The organism is Aquabacterium sp. (assembly GCF_044226965.1).
In the GTDB taxonomy this organism is placed as follows: domain Bacteria; phylum Pseudomonadota; class Gammaproteobacteria; order Burkholderiales; family Burkholderiaceae_C; genus Pseudaquabacterium.
Window position 1 is genome coordinate 1 of record NZ_JBGAGA010000050.1, and the last position, 15,068, is coordinate 15,068.

Sequence of the window (15,068 nt, forward strand, 5' to 3'; positions counted from 1 at the left end):
CACCTTCATCGGCTGGATGAGCCAGCTCGGCGACATCGCGATCCCGTTCGAAGACGAAGCGCAGATTCCGCTGAACCCGTTCTTCGCGCCGAATGCCGGCATCGTGCCGCAGCTCGAGGCGCGCATGGACGAACTGCGCCGCGCCGGCGATTCGTGCGGCGCCCGCATCGAGGTCCGCGCGCGCCAGGTGCCGGTGGGTCTGGGCGAACCGCTGTTCGACAAGCTCGACGCCGACATCGCCTACGCGATGATGGGCATCAACGCGGTCAAGGGCGTCGAGATCGGCGCCGGCTTCGGCGCGGTGGCGCAGCTTGGCAGCCAGCATGGCGACGAACTCACGCCGCAGGGCTTCCGCGGCAACAACGCCGGCGGGGTGCTGGGCGGCATCTCGACCGGGCAGGACCTGGTGGTGTCGATCGCCATCAAACCCACCAGCTCGATCCGCACGCCGCGGGCCTCGATCGACCGCGCCGGCCAGCCGGCCACGGTGGAGACCTTCGGCCGCCACGACCCCTGTGTCGGCATCCGCGCCACGCCCATCGCCGAGGCGATGCTGGCGCTGGTGCTGGTCGACCATGCACTGCGCCAGCGCGCGCAATGCGGCGACGTGCGGCTGCCCGTGCCGCCGATCGCCGGAACGGGCGGCTGACCGACCGCAGGCGGTGCCGGCGCCGCCACCCGCATCCCGTCCGGCTCGGATGCACTTCATCGCATGAGGTGACGCAACTGTCGCGCTGCGGTGCGCTTCGTCACCCGCAAGCCGCGCTTCGTCGCACACTCCGGTGTTCCCGCGGAACTCGAAGCCTAGACTCGCGGCCGCTTCACAAGAGTGGCAAGGACAAGGGGATCGCTCATGCGCAAAAGCCGGTGGATCGGGGGTGGTGTCGTGGTGGCCGTGGTGGTGATCGGCGCGGCGGCCGCGGTGATGATGGGCCAGCGCCAGGCCGGCGCCAAGGTGCCCGAGACGGCGGCCAAGGCCGGGCCGGCCGCGGCCTCGGCACCGTCGCTGGAGTTCCGGCCGACCGAGGTGGTGCAGCCGGCACTTGCCGCGATGCCCCGGACGATCGAGTTCTCCGGCCCGCTGGTGGCGCCGAACACGGCGGTGGTGCGGGCCAAGGCGGCCGGCACGCTGCTGGCGCTGCAGGTGAACGAGGGCGAACGCGTCAGCGCCGGACAGACGCTGGGCCGCATCGACCTGGCCGAGCTGTCCAATCGCGTGGCCGAGCGCACCGCCAACCTCGAGTCGGCCAAGGCCACGCTGGCGCAGGCCGAGCGCACCCATGCGTCGAACGAGCGGCTGGCGGCGCAGTCCTTCATCTCCCCGATCGCGCTGGAGAACTCGCGCGCCCAGGTGGACACGGCGCGGGCTGCACTGAATGCGGCCCAGGCGCTGCTGGACACCACCCGGGTCGGCCTGCGCGAGGCGGCACTGGTGGCGCCGATTTCCGGCATCGTGGCCAAGCGGCATGTGCTGCCGGGCGAGAAGGTGGCCGTCGAGCAGCAGATGCTGACCCTGGTGGACATTGCCAAGCTCGAGCTGGCCGGCACCGTCGGCACGCACGAGGTGGGCGCGCTGTCGCCGGGCATGCCGGTGCAGGTGCGGGTCGAGGGCACCGACAAGCCGGTGCAGGGCCGGCTGGCTCGCATTGCGCCGGCGGCCGAGCCGGGCACGCGCTCGATCGGCGTGACGATCGCGCTGGACAACCCGAAGGAAGTGCTGCGCGCCGGGCAGTACGCGCTGGCCAGGGTGGAATTGAACGATCCGCAGCAGCGCCTGTCGCTGCCCTTGCCGGCGGTGGGCAACACCTCGGGCCAGGACCATGTGTGGGTGATCGAGAACGGCGCGCTGCTGCGCCGCGCCGTCACGCTGGGCCGGCGCGACGATGCGGCCGGCCGTGTCGAGGTGCTCAGCGGCGTCGATGCCGGTGCCACGGTGCTGGCGGCCAAGTTCGACAACCTGCGCGAAGGCGCCAAGGCCTCGGTGGTCGCGACCAAGGCGGCCGCGGTGGCCTCGGCTGCTGCCTCCATACCCGCTAACCTGAAGTAGGAGCGGCACTATGTGGATGACCCGCGTCTCGATCCAGAACCCGGTGTTCGCCACCATGGTGATGGTGGCCCTGTGCGTGCTGGGCCTGTTCTCGTATTCGAAGCTGGGCGTCGAGCAGATGCCCGACATCTCCTTCCCCGGCGCGTGGATCGAGATCGCCTATCCCGGGGCCTCGCCCGAGGCGGTCGAGCGCGAGCTGACCAAGCCGGTGGAAGAGGCGGTCAACAGCATTGCCGGCGTCAAGCGCATCACCTCGCGCAGCCTGGAAGGACGTGCGCAGGCGAGCGTCGAGTTCTCGCTCGACGCCGACATGGCCCGCGCGATGCAGGACGTGCGCGACCGCATCGCGGCGATCCAGTCCGGCTTTCCGCGCGATGCCAAGGCGCCGCTGATCCAGCGCTGGAACAACGACAACAGCCAGCCGGTGGTGAACCTGGCGCTGCTGTCCAAGACCCGTGGCCCGCGCGAGTTGTCGATCCTGGGCGAGAACGCGGTCGGCAAGCGGCTGCAGCGGGTGGAAGGCGTGGCCCGCGTCGACATCAGCGGCCTGACGGTGCGCGAAGTGCGCATCGACCTCGATCCGTCACGCCTGCGCGCCTACGGCGTGACGCCGGCCGAGATCTCGACCGCGCTGCGCGATGCCAATGCCGACGAGCCGGTGGGCCTGCTGTCGGACAACGTGCAGGACACGATCCTGCGCGTGGAAGGCAAGATGCGCGACCCGAAGCTGATGGAAAACATCATCGTCGCGCACCGCAACGGACTGGCGCTGCGCCTGGGCGACCTGGGCCAGCTGGTCGAGCGCGAGAAGGAAGCCGACTCCACTGCCCGCATCAACGGCCAGCGCGCGATCAACTTCAACGTCTTCAAGCAGCAGGACGCCAACATCGTCGCTGCCGGGGACGCCGTCAAGAAGGCGATGGACGAGATCCGCAAGACGCTGCCGCCGGACGTCGAGCTCAAGCTTATCTACGCCTCCAGCGACTGGGTCAAGGGCTCGCTCGAAGGCCTGCGGCACACCCTGATCGAAGGCGCGCTGCTGACGGTGGCCATCGTCTTCCTGTTCCTGCACAGCTGGCGCTCGACCATCATCACCGGGCTGACGCTGCCGATTGCGGTGATCTCCAGCTTCATCGCGGTGTACGCCTTCGGCTTCACGCTGAACTTCATGACGATGATGGCGCTGAGCCTGTGCATCGGCCTCCTGATCGACGACGCGATCGTGGTGCGCGAGAACATCGTGCGGCACGTGCACATGGGCAAGGACCACCACACCGCCGCGCGCGAAGGCACCGAGGAGATCGGCCTGGCGGTGATGGCCACCACCTTTGCCATCGTCGCGGTGTTCGCGCCGGTGGCCTTCATGGGCGGCATCATCGGCAAGTTCTTCTACCCGTTCGGCATCACGGTGGTGGTGGCGGTGCTGGTGTCGCTGTTCGTCAGCTTCACGCTCGACCCGATGCTGTCCAGCGTCTGGAAGGACCCGCCGTCGGTGCGGCTGAAGCGGCTGCCGGTGATCGGCCACGCCATCCGTTTCACCGATGGTGCACTGGACCTGCTGCACCGGGTGTACGAGAAGGCGATCCGCTGGATCTTCTCGAACCGCCGCTGGCGCATCTGGCTGCCGGCCTATGGCCACGGCTTCGTCGGCGGCGTGCGCGACAAGGCCAGCAAGCGGCGCCTGCGCAGCGCGACGATCACGCCGCGCGGCATCGTCGCCGGCGCGGGGCTGCTGAGCTTCGTGATCGCGATCCTGCTGGCGCCGCTGGTCGGCAGCGAGTTCGTGCCGCAGACCGACCAGGGCTTCACGCAGTTGCAGCTGCGCATGCCGGTGGGGTCCAGCCTCGAGCGCGCCGATGCCAAGGTGCGCCAGATCGAGGAGATCATCGGCGCGATGCCCGAGATCGACACGGTGTCCACCTATGTCGGAGGCGCCGGCCAGCGCAACCAGGCGTGGCTGAACATTGCGCTGAAGGACAGGAAGGACCGCAAGCGCAGCCAGAAGGAAGTGGAAGACGCGATCCGCGAGGCCATCGCCAAGGTGCCCGGCACCGATTCGTCGGTGGGCTTCGACCGGCCGATCTACGTGGCCATCCTGGGCAGCGACGCCGAGGGCCTGGCGCGCGTGGCCACCGAGTTCTCCGAGAAGGTCAAGAAGATTCCCGGCATCGTCGATGTCGAGCTCTCGGTGAAGCCCGGCACGCCGGCCTATGCCGTGCGGCTGAAGCCCGGCGCGGTGCGCGAGCTGGGCATCACCGCGCCGCAGCTGGCCTCGTCGCTGCGGGCCTACGTGAACGGTGAAACGGCCACCTACTGGACCACGCCGGACGGCGACCAGGTGGACGTGGTGCTGCGGCTCAACGAGGCGCAGCGCGAGCGTGTGGACCAGCTGCGCGGGCTGCCGGTGGCCTTCGCGAAGGACGGCACGCCGGTGACGCTGGAAAGCGTGGCCGACATCGTGCCGGTGTTCAACCCCGAGATCATCCGCCGCCAGAACCTGCAGCGCCGCGAGGCCGTGTTCGCCGGCGTGCAGGGCCGGGCCGCCGGTGACGTGGGCGCGGACGTGCAGAAGCTGATCAAGCAAACCGTGCTGCCGCCGGGCTACAGCTTCGACGTGGGCGGCCAGATGCAGCAGCAGCAGGAGGCCTTCGGTGGCCTGCTCAGCGCGATGCTGCTGGCAGTGATCTTCATCTACATCGTGCTGGCCAGCCAGTTCGGCAGCTTCCTGCAGCCGATCGCGATCATGGCTTCGCTGCCGCTGGCGCTGATCGGCGTGATGCTGGCGCTGCTGTTCTGGCGCTCGACGCTGAACGTGTTCTCGATGATCGGCCTGGTGATGCTGATGGGCCTGGTGACCAAGAACGCGATCCTGCTGGTGGACTTCGCCAACCATGCGCGCAAGGCCGGCGCCACGGTGGCCGACGCGCTGCTGCAGGCCGGCCTGATCCGGATGCGGCCGATCATCATGACCACCGCGGCGATGGTCTTCGGCATGCTGCCGCTGGCCCTGGCGCTGAACGACGGCGGCGAGATCCAGGCACCGATGGGCCGCGCGATCATCGGCGGCGTGATCACCTCGACGATCCTGACGCTGGTGGTGGTGCCGGTGCTGTACAGCTACCTGGTGCGCGAGAAGAAGCCCGTCGCGAAGGCCGCGCCCGCGCCGCAGGCGGATGGCGCCGCGCTGGGCGGCGGGCTGCTGCCGCAGCACGCCCCCGCCGACAAGGAGTGAGCGTCAGGCAGCCTTGGCGAAGGCTGCCTGGCCGGTCTGCCGATAGACACCGCAGCCGATCACCAGCTGCGGGTCGAGCTGCACGACGAACGAGGCCTTGGGCTGCACCGCGCCCGTACCGGGGTTGACGATGTCGTAGTCGATCCAGCCACCGGTCCCACCGGCGGCGGCGAAGGCGTCCTCGACGAACTTGTCGCCATTGATCCCCGGCACCTCGTGCACGCGCTTGCCTTCCATGGCCGGCTTGGCGCCGTGCACGCGATAGGTGCCCTGGCGATCGACGACGAAGATGTAGAGGTCGCGGTCGACGTAGCCGCTGCCCGCGTCGTGCAAGGTGGCGTGGGCCGCGGCCAGGCCGCGTGACTTCACCAGCGCGAAGGCACGCTCGACGAGTGCCTTGGCCTCGTCTGCACTGCCTTGCCGCAGGCGGATCGAGGCCACCGCGCTGGACAGCGTCTTGGCACGATCCACCAGATCCTGCGAAGCGCCGGCCGATTGCTCGACCATCGTGGCGTTCTGCCGCGTGATCTCGTCGAGCTGGCCGACGCATTGCGACACCTGGTGCAACTCGCCGCTCTGGTGCGCGCTGGCCTCGGCGATCTGCCGCAGCGACTGCGACACATTGCGCACGCCGCCCACCAGTGAATCCAGCACCTGGCCCACCTCACGCGTCTGGCGCACCGAGCTGTCGACCTGTTCGCTGGAGCGGGCGATCAGCTGGCGAATCTCGCTGGCCGCGCCGCTGGAGCGTTGCGCCAGCTGGCGCACTTCGGCCGCCACCACCGCGAAGCCGCGTCCGGCCTCGCCGGCACGCGCGGCTTCCACCGCGGCATTGAGCGCGAGGATGTTGGTCTGGAATGCGATGCCGTCGATCACGCCGATGATCTCGGCCACCCGGCGCGAGCTGTCTTCCAGGCCGGCCATGGCCTCGACCGAACTGCGCATCGCGGCGCCGCCGGTCTCGGCCTCGGTCTTCAGGCGCTCGGTCAGCTGATCGAGCTGGCTGGCCGCCGCCGCATTGGAGGAGACCGCGTCGGTCAGCTGCTGCACCGTGGCCACCGTCTGGCGCAGGCTGGCGGCCTGCTGCTCGGTGCGCTGGGCCAGCGATTCGCTGCTTTCGGCCACCTGCTGGCCGGACATGCCGACACGCGCCGCGCTGCTGCGGATCTCGGCCACCAGCGAGGACAGCCGCATGTTCATCCCTTCGACCTGCGCGCCGATCTGGGCCAGTTCGTCGCTGCCCGGCAGTTCGATCTTGTGCGACAGGTCGCCGCCGCTGACGGCCTTGACGCCTGCGAGCAGGCTGTGCAGGCTGCTGCCCACGCTGCGCAGAAGCGACCAGCCCAGGAAGCCACCGAGGGCCAGCAGGCTGAAGCCGGTGCCCAGCACCCAGGGGGCGGCAGCCGGCGGCGTCCAGCCCAGCGCCACGGCACTGGTCAGTGCCTGGGCACCCGCCAGGGGCAGGCCAACCCAGGCCAGCTTGGTCGGCCAGGAAGCGGCGCGCATGAGCTGCACGCCCGCAGCGAACGGGTTGAGACGAAAACCGGACATCTGGGTACTCCTCGAACTGACGGTCGCAGCCATCCCAACTTGCAGGGGTGTCACGGGATCATCGGCTCGAAAGACCCTGAGTCATCCGCGGAAAAGATCGGCCCGCGGGCACCAATTCGGTGCTTTGCTCAGCACTCGACGATATTGACCGCCAATCCGCCGCGTGCGGTTTCCTTGTACTTGGTCATCATGTCGGCGCCGGTCTCGCGCATCGTCTTGATCACCTTGTCCAGGCTGACGTAGTGCGTGCCGTCGCCGCGCAGCGCCATGCGGGCCGCATTCACCGCCTTGACCGAGGCGATGGCGTTGCGCTCGATGCAGGGGATCTGCACCAGGCCGCCGACCGGATCGCAGGTGAGGCCCAGGTGGTGCTCCATGCCGATCTCGGCGGCGTTCTCCACCTGCGCGGGCGTGCCGCCCAGCACGGCGCACAGCGCGCCCGCCGCCATCGAGCAGGCCACGCCCACCTCGCCCTGGCAGCCGACCTCGGCGCCGGAGATCGAGGCGTTCTCCTTGTAGAGGATGCCGATGGCCGCGGCGGTGAGCAGGAAGTCCATCACGCCGCGCTCGGTGGCGCCGTGCACGAAGCGGCTGTAGTAGTGCAGCACCGCGGGCACGATGCCGGCTGCGCCGTTGGTCGGCGCCGTGACCACGCGGCCGCCGGCGGCGTTTTCCTCGTTGACGGCCAGCGCGTAGAGGTTGACCCAATCCAGCACCTGCAGCGGATCGCGCAGCGCGGCCTCGGGGTTGCTGGTGAGCGAACGGTACAGGGCGAACGCACGCCGCTTGACCTTGAAGCCGCCGGGCAGCACGCCCTCGGTGCGGCAGCCGCGCAGCACGCAGTCCTGCATGGTCCGCCAGATGCGCATCAGGCCGGCGTCGATCTCTTCGTCGGTGCGCCAGTGGCGCTCGTTGCGGCGCATCAGCTCGGCGATGCTGATGCCGTGCTGGCGCGTCGCGGCCAGCAGTTCTTCGCCAGTCTTGAACGGGTAGGGCAGCACCGTGGTGTCGGGCGCCACCGTCTTGTGGCGGCTGCCGTCGGCGGCCACCTCCTCGCTGACCACGAAGCCGCCGCCGACCGAGTAGTAGACCCGGTTGGCCAGCACCGCGCCGGCCCCGTCGAAGGCCTGGAAGCGCATGCCGTTGGCATGGAAGGGCAGCGTCTCGCGGCGGTGGAACACCAGGTCGGTGGCCTCGTTGAAGGCCAGCTGCAGCCCGTCGGCCAGGCCCAGGCACTGGTGGCGACGCACGGTGTCCAGCAGCGCCGGGATCTGCTCGACGTCCACCGTGTCCGGTTCGTGGCCCAGCAGGCCCAGCAGCACCGCCTTGTCGCTGCCATGGCCCTTGCCGGTGGCGCCGAGCGAGCCATACAGCTCGCACTGCAGGCGGGTCACGTCGTCGAGCTGCCCTTCGTGCGCCAGGCGCAGCATGAACAGGCGCGCCGCGCGCATCGGCCCGACGGTGTGCGAACTGCTCGGGCCGATGCCGATCTTGAACAGGTCGAAGACGGAGACGGCCATGGTGTTCTCCACGAGGTCTGGATCACGGGTTCGGGCCAGCGCCGGGCCGCTCCCAAGCGGCCCGAACACCCTCCCGGAGGGTGGCGGCAGTACCCTGCCGCCGGGTGCTCAGGTTATGCAGCTGCAGAAGAGATTGCGGTCACCATACACGTTATCGACGCGGCCCACCGGCGTCCAGTACTTCGCGCGGCGCAGGCCGGGCAGCGGGAAGCCGGCTTCCTCGCGGCTGTAGGCATGCGGCCAGTCGGCCTTCATCAGCGCCTCGGCCGTGTGCGGGGCATTGCGCAGCGGGTTGTCCTCACGCGGCCAGACGCCCTGTTCGACGCGACGGATCTCCTCTCGGATCGCGATCATCGCGTCGCAGAAGCGGTCGAGCTCGACGCGCGGCTCGCTTTCGGTGGGCTCGACCATCAGCGTGCCGGCCACCGGGAAGCTCAGCGTCGGCGCGTGGAAGCCGTAGTCGATCAGGCGCTTGGCCACGTCTTCGGCGCTGATGCCGCTGGCGTCCTTCAGCGGCCGCAGGTCGAGGATGCACTCGTGCGCCACGCCGCCGCCGGCAATGCCGGGCACCGCGCCGCTGAAGTGGATGTCGTAGTGCGGCGCCAGCCGCGCGGCAATGTAGTTGGCCGAGAGGATGGCCGTCTCGGTGGCCTGCTGCAGGCCTTCGGCCCCCATCATGCGCACGTACATCCAGCTGATCGGCAGCACCGCGGCATTGCCCAGCGGCGCGGCCGACACCGGCCCGACGGCGGCCGGGTCGCCGCTGCCCGGCGCGGCCGGCAGGAACGGCACCAGGTCTTCGACCACACACACCGGACCCACGCCCGGGCCGCCGCCGCCGTGCGGGATGCAGAAGGTCTTGTGCAGGTTCAGGTGGCTCACGTCGCCACCAAACTCGCCCGGCGCCGCCACGCCGACCAGCGCGTTCATGTTCGCGCCGTCCACGTACACCCGGCCGCCATGGCGGTGCACCAGCGCGCACAGGTCCTTCACGCCGGTCTCGAACACGCCGTAGGTCGAGGGGTAGGTGATCATCACCGCGGCCAGGTTTGCCGCATGCTGCACGCACTTGGCTTCCAGGTCGGCCAGGTCCACGCTGCCCTGCGCGTCGCACTTGACCACCACCACCTGCAGGCCGGTCATCTGGGCGCTGGCCGGATTGGTGCCGTGGGCGGATTCGGGAATCAGGCAGATGTTGCGGTGGCCCTCGCCGCGCGCCGCGTGCCAGGCGCGGATGGCCAGCAGGCCGGCGTATTCCCCCTGCGAGCCGGCGTTCGGCTGCAGGCTGATGCCGGCATAGCCGGTGGCCTGAGAGAGCCAGCGGCACAGCTGCGCGTTCAGTTCGGCATAACCCGCCAACTGAGCGGCAGGCGCGTAAGGGTGCACCTGGGCGAACTCCGGCCAGGTGATCGGGATCATCTCGCTCGTGGCGTTGAGCTTCATCGTGCAGGACCCGAGCGGGATCATCGAGCGGTCCAGCGCCAGGTCCTTGTCCGACAGGCTGCGGATGTAGCGCAGCATCTCGGTCTCGCTGTGGTGGGTGTTGAACACCGGGTGCGAGAGGAACTCGCTGCGGCGCAGCAGCTCGGGCGGCAGCAGCGGGTCGATGCCGGCTTCGAAGCGGGCGATGTCGGGCAGCGGAGCGCCCTGGGCGAACACCGCCCACAGCGCCTGAAGGTCGGCACGGGTGGTCGTCTCGTCGAGCGTGATCCCCAGGCTCGTGGCACTGGCGCGGCGCAGGTTCAGTCCGGCGGCCTGCGCGGCGGCGAACAGCGCGTCGGCCTGGTCGCCGCAGCGCAGCTCCAGCGTGTCGAAGGCGCTCTCGTGCACCAGGCTGCAGCCCAGCTCGCGCAGGCCGGCGGCCAGCACCGCGGTGTAGGCGGCCACCCGGCGGGCGATGCGCTTCAGGCCCTCGGGCCCGTGGTACACCGCGTACATGCTGGCCACCACCGCCGGCAGCACCTGCGCGGTGCAGATGTTGGAGGTGGCCTTCTCGCGACGGATGTGCTGCTCGCGCGTCTGCAGCGCCAGGCGGTAGGCCGGTGCGCCATGAACGTCGACGCTGACACCCACCAGCCGGCCCGGCAGCGAGCGCTTGAATTCGTCCTTCGTCGCCAGGTAGGCCGCATGCGGCCCGCCGGCGCCCATGGGCATGCCGAAGCGCTGCGTGCTGCCCAGCGCAATGTCGGCGCCCTGTTCGCCGGGCGGCACCAGCAGGGCCAGAGCCAGCAGGTCGGCCGCCACGATGGCCAGGCCGCCCTGCGCGTGCACTGCGTCGCACAGGGGCTTGAGCGCCTGCACGCGACCCGAGACGCCGGGGTACTGGAACAGCGCCGCGAAGCAGGGGGTTTCACCGGCCGCCGCGGCGGGGCCGACGACCACCTCGATGTCCAGCGGCCGGGCGCGGGTGCGCACCACCGCCAGCGTTTGCGGCAGCACGTCGTCGGCCACATAGAAGCGCTGGCTCTTGCTGCGGCCCACGCGCAGCGCCAGCGTCATCGCCTCGGCGGCGGCGGTGGCCTCGTCCAGCATCGAGGCATTGGCAATCGCCATGCCGGTGAGGTCGCAGACCATGGTCTGGAAGTTCACCAGCGCCTCCATGCGGCCCTGCGAGATCTCGGCCTGGTAGGGCGTGTAGGCGGTGTACCAGGCGGGGTTCTCGAGGATGTTGCGCAGGATGACGCCCGGCGTGTGCGTGCCGTGGTAGCCCTGGCCGATGAAGCTGCGCAGCACCTGGTTCTTGGCGGCGATGGTCTTCAATTCGGCCAGCGCCTGGGCTTCGGTGGCCGCCGGCGGCAGCGCCATGGCCTGCGCGCGGCGGATGCTGGCCGGCACGATGGCTTCGATCAGCGCGCGGCGTGAGGCAGCGCCGATCACCGACAGCATCTGCTGCTCGTCGGCGGCATCGGGGCCGATGTGGCGGGCAACGAACTCCGGGGCGTTCTCGAGTTCGGCAAGCGGCAGGCGGGCGGACTGAAGCATGGCAGTGCAGCGAAGCGGCAGATCAGGGGAGGGCGAAACGGGCACGGCGCGCAGCGCGGGGGGGAACTGGGGCGCAGGAGGGGCGCCGTGCCGGGAGGGGGCGAAGGTTCAGAGCGTCTTCAACAGCGCGTCGTAGGCGGGCGGGTCCATCAGCTGGTCGAACTCGCCCATGTTGGTGACATGGACCTTGAAGAACCAGCCGTTGCCCATCGGGTCGGTGTTGGCCAGCGCGGGCTCGGCGCGCAGCGCCTCGTTGACCTCCACCACCTCGCCACTCACCGGCATGTAGATGTCGGCGGCGGCCTTGACCGATTCGACGACGCCGGCCACTTCACCCTTCTTGTAGGTGCGCCCGACTTCCGGCAGGTCCACGAAGACCACGTCGCCCAGCGCGTCCTGCGCATGCAGCGTGATGCCGACGACGGCGGCTTCATGGTCTTCGATGTTGATCCATTCGTGGTCGGGGGTGAACATGGTGGTCATCGGCGTGTTCCTCGGTGTCGGCGGTGAAAGGGCGGGGGCGGTTCGCGGAAGCCCGGCTTCAGCGGTGGTAGCGGTGCGGCGTGAACGGCATCGGCGACACGCGCATCGGCACGCGCTTGCCGCGTACTTCGGCGTATACCTCGTGGTGGGGTTGCGCGTGGTTGGCGGCCAGGTAGGCCATCGCGACCGGCTCGAACACCGTGGGGCCCAGCGTGCCGCTGGTGACATGGCCGAGCTTGTGGCCGTGGCTGTCGAACAGCTGCGCGCCTTCGCGCACCGGCACGCGCTCGAGGCCCACCAGGCCCACGCGCTTGATCGTCGCGCCCGAGGCCAGCTGGCGCTCGATGACGCCGGCACCCGGGTAGCCCCCGGTGCGCGCGCCACCGGGACGCCGCACCTTCTGGATGGCCCAGGTCAGCCCGGCCTCGACCGGCGTGGTGCTGTCGTTGATGTCGTGGCCGTACAGGCACAGGCCGGCCTCGAGCCGCAGCGTGTCGCGCGCGCCCAGGCCCGCGGGCTTGACCTCGGGTTCGTTCAGCAGCGCGCGGGCCAGCGCTACGGCCTGCTCGGCCGGCACCGAGATCTCGAAGCCGTCCTCGCCGGTGTAGCCCGATCGGGTCACAAAGCAATCGGTGCCGGCCAGCAGGAAGTCGCCGCCGGTCATGAAGGTGAGTCCGGCGATGTCGGCATTCAGCCGCGCCAGCACCTTCACCGCCTGCGGGCCCTGCAGCGCCAGCAGCGCGCGCTCGGGCTGCGGCACCACGGTGCAGCGGTGCCCGATGTGGGTGACCAGGTGCTGGATGTCGGCGGCCTTGCAGGCGGCGTTGACGATCAGCAGCAGATGATCCGCGCGGCGCGTGACCATCAGGTCGTCGAGGATGCCGCCACCCGCGTTGGTGAAGAAGGCATAGCGCTGCTTGTGCACGGGCAGGTCGACCACGTCGACCGGCACCAGGGTCTCGAGCGCGGCCGCGGCGTCGTCACCGCGCAGCTGGACCTGGCCCATGTGCGAAACGTCGAACAGCGACGCGAAGTCCCGGCAGTGGCGGTGTTCGGCGAGGATGCCGCCGGGGTAGTGCACCGGCATCGAGTAGCCGGCAAACGGCGTCATCTTGGCGCCGAGTTCGAGGTGCAGGTCGTGCAGCGGGGTCTTCAGCAGGTCGGCGGTCATGACAGCTCTCCGAGGGCAATCCGGCGCCCACCCGGAGGTGGGGGCTGCCCTCGCTGTCCGCTTTACCTGAGAGATTGGCGACACCGGGGATACCGGCGCCGCTTGCCCCTTCGGTGGGCGGGCTCGATGACCCGCCTCTCTCCAGTGAGGAACGCCTCGCGGCAACGAAGCGCTTGCCAGTCCTTTTGCCTGAGCGTTCGAGGTGGCAGCCTCTGCGCCTTCGGCGGCTTCGGGTGAAGCTCTCTCCTGACCAGGTCAGTGTAATGCAAGGCATGCGCAGTGGCAGCAGAATCGCCGGATGATCGAGGAAGCCCCACCCGCCGCCGAACTGCGCCAGTTGCTGCGCCGCACGCGCACGATCGCCGTCGTCGGCCTCTCGGCCGAATGGCACCGGCCCAGCAACTTCGCGGCCAACTACATGCTGCAGCACGGCTACCACGTGATCCCGGTGAACCCGCGCTATGCCGGCACCGAGGTGCTGGGCCAGCACTGCGTGGCACGGCTGGAAGACATTGCCGAGCCGGTGGACATGGTCGACGTGTTCCGCAAGACCGATGACGTCGGACCGATCGCCGACAGCGCGATCGCGATCGGCGCGAAGTGCCTGTGGCAGCAGATCGGCGTGGTGAACGTCGAGGCGGCCGAGAAGGCCCGCGCGGCAGGCCTGGCGACGGTGATGAACCGCTGCGTGAAGATCGAGCACGCCCGGCTGTTCGGCGGCCTGCATTGGGTGGGCGTCGACACGCAGGTCATTTCCGCCAAGCGCCGCGCCTGAGCAGCAACCCGACGACGACACGATGAGCGACCACCGCTTCCGCCCCGAGACGCTGGCCATCCACGCCGGCCAGGTGCCCGATGCCGAGACCGGCGCCCGCGCGCTGCCGATCTACCAGACCACCAGCTTCGTGTTCGACAGCGCCGAGCACGCGGCCAGCCTGTTCAACCTGCAGACCTTCGGCAACGTCTACTCGCGGCTGTCGAACCCCACCGTCGCGGCGCTGGAGGAGCGCGTGGCCGCGCTGGAAGGCGGGCGCGCCGCGGTGGCGTCGGCCAGCGGCATGGCGGCCGAGGCGATGGCGCTGATGACCATCCTGCAGCAGGGCGACCACGTGGTGGCCGCCGGCGCGCTGTACGGCGGCACGGTGACGATGCTGGCGGTGAACCTGGCCAAGTTCGGCATCGAGACGAGCTTCGTCGACGCCACGAGGCCCGAGGCCTTCGCTGCGGCGATGCGACCGAACACCCGTGCGGTGTTCGCCGAGAGCCTGGGCAATCCAAGCCTGGCGGTGCTGGACATCCCGGCGGTGGCGGCGGTGGCGCACGAACACGGCGTGCCGCTGGTGATCGACAACACCGTGCCGAGCCCATTCCTGTGCAACCCCCTGGCGCTGGGTGCCGACATCGTCGTGCACTCGGCCACCAAGTACCTGGCCGGCCATGGCACCACGCTGGGCGGCGTGCTGGTCGAGGGCGGTCGCTTCCCGTGGGACAACGGCAAGTTCCCGGGCATGACCGAGCCCTCGGCCGGTTACCACGGCGTGAGGTTCTACGAGACCTTCGGCGACTTCGGCTTCACGATGCGCGCCCGCATGGAGACGCTGCGCGTCTACGGCGCCGCGCTGCAGCCGATGGCGGCCTGGCAGATCCTGCAGGGCGTGGAAACCCTGCCGCTGCGCATGGAGCGGCATTGCGCGAATGCGCGCGCGGTGGCCGAGTTCCTGCGCAGCCATCCGCGCGTGGGCTGGGTCAACTACCCCGGCCTGCCGGACCACCCGCAGCACGCATTGCTAACGCGGCAGATGCGCGGCGCCTCCGGCCTGCTGGCCTTCGGCGTGAAGGGCGGGCTGGCAGCCGGCGTGCGCTTCATCGAGGCCGCCCAATTCATGAGCCATCTGGCGAACATCGGCGACACCCGCACGCTGATCATTCACCCGGCCTCGACCACGCACCGCCAGCTCGACGAAGCCCAGCAGCTCGCCGCCGGCGTGCCGCCCGACATGGTCCGCATGTCGGTCGGCCTGGAGCACATCGACGACATCCTGTGGGACATCGATCAAGCCCTGGCCGCCGCGGCGGCCTGAC

General features: G+C 69.9%; 10 protein-coding genes and 2 riboswitches. Of the genes, 5 read left to right on the forward strand and 5 right to left on the reverse strand.

All coding sequences use genetic code 11. The annotated features are described in order from the left end of the window. From ACILR4_RS19875 to ACILR4_RS19885, 3 genes are all read left to right on the forward strand, one after another. Positions 1-649 (forward strand): chorismate synthase (locus ACILR4_RS19875; RefSeq protein WP_395702608.1); only part of this gene is annotated, 649 nt, incomplete at its 5' end. A 204-nt stretch (positions 650-853) separates the two neighbouring features. After that, positions 854-2,047: an efflux RND transporter periplasmic adaptor subunit gene (locus ACILR4_RS19880; protein WP_395702609.1), complete on the forward strand. Its 1,194-nt coding sequence runs from the start codon at positions 854-856 to the stop codon at positions 2,045-2,047. Positions 2,048-2,057: 10 nt separating this feature from the next. Beyond that, positions 2,058-5,279 carry an efflux RND transporter permease subunit gene (locus tag ACILR4_RS19885; RefSeq protein ID WP_395702610.1) on the forward strand — a complete coding sequence of 1,074 codons (3,222 nt, stop codon included), beginning with the start codon at positions 2,058-2,060 and terminating at the stop codon, positions 5,277-5,279. 3 nt (positions 5,280-5,282) lie between these two features. Here the strand turns inward: ACILR4_RS19885 and ACILR4_RS19890 are convergent, their stop codons facing one another. The 5 genes from ACILR4_RS19890 to gcvT all read right to left on the reverse strand — a co-directional run bounded on the left by ACILR4_RS19890 (position 5,283) and on the right by gcvT (position 12,986). Then, entirely contained in the window at positions 5,283-6,830 is a 1,548-nt protein-coding gene (locus ACILR4_RS19890) for a methyl-accepting chemotaxis protein (RefSeq protein WP_395702611.1), read from the reverse strand. A 128-nt stretch (positions 6,831-6,958) separates the two neighbouring features. Beyond that, the gene (locus tag ACILR4_RS19895) at positions 6,959-8,350 is read right to left on the reverse strand and encodes an L-serine ammonia-lyase (RefSeq protein ID WP_395702612.1); all 1,392 of its coding nucleotides are present in this window, start codon (positions 8,348-8,350) and stop codon (positions 6,959-6,961) included. 108 nt (positions 8,351-8,458) lie between these two features. After that, positions 8,459-11,332 (reverse strand): aminomethyl-transferring glycine dehydrogenase, encoded by a 2,874-nt coding sequence (gcvP, locus tag ACILR4_RS19900; RefSeq protein WP_395702613.1) that lies wholly within the window; start codon positions 11,330-11,332, stop codon positions 8,459-8,461. Positions 11,333-11,440: 108 nt separating this feature from the next. Then, entirely contained in the window at positions 11,441-11,815 is a 375-nt protein-coding gene (gene gcvH / locus ACILR4_RS19905; RefSeq protein ID WP_395702614.1) for a glycine cleavage system protein GcvH, read from the reverse strand. A 58-nt stretch (positions 11,816-11,873) separates the two neighbouring features. After that, positions 11,874-12,986, reverse strand: a complete 1,113-nt coding sequence (gene gcvT / locus ACILR4_RS19910) for a glycine cleavage system aminomethyltransferase GcvT (protein ID WP_395702615.1) — start codon at positions 12,984-12,986, stop codon at positions 11,874-11,876. Positions 12,987-13,029: 43 nt separating this feature from the next. Next, positions 13,030-13,141, reverse strand: a riboswitch (glycine riboswitch). Positions 13,142-13,153: 12 nt separating this feature from the next. Next, a riboswitch (glycine riboswitch) is annotated at positions 13,154-13,245 on the reverse strand. Between the two features lie 39 nt (positions 13,246-13,284). Between gcvT and ACILR4_RS19915 the strand changes: the two genes are divergently transcribed. Both ACILR4_RS19915 and ACILR4_RS19920 read left to right on the forward strand, forming a co-directional pair. Beyond that, a complete protein-coding gene (locus ACILR4_RS19915) occupies positions 13,285-13,761 on the forward strand; it encodes a CoA-binding protein (protein ID WP_395702616.1) in 477 nt (158 codons plus the stop codon). 22 nt (positions 13,762-13,783) lie between these two features. Beyond that, complete coding sequence (locus ACILR4_RS19920) at positions 13,784-15,067, forward strand: O-acetylhomoserine aminocarboxypropyltransferase/cysteine synthase family protein (protein ID WP_395702617.1); 1,284 nt, start codon at positions 13,784-13,786, stop codon at positions 15,065-15,067. Position 15,068 lies beyond the last annotated feature (1 nt).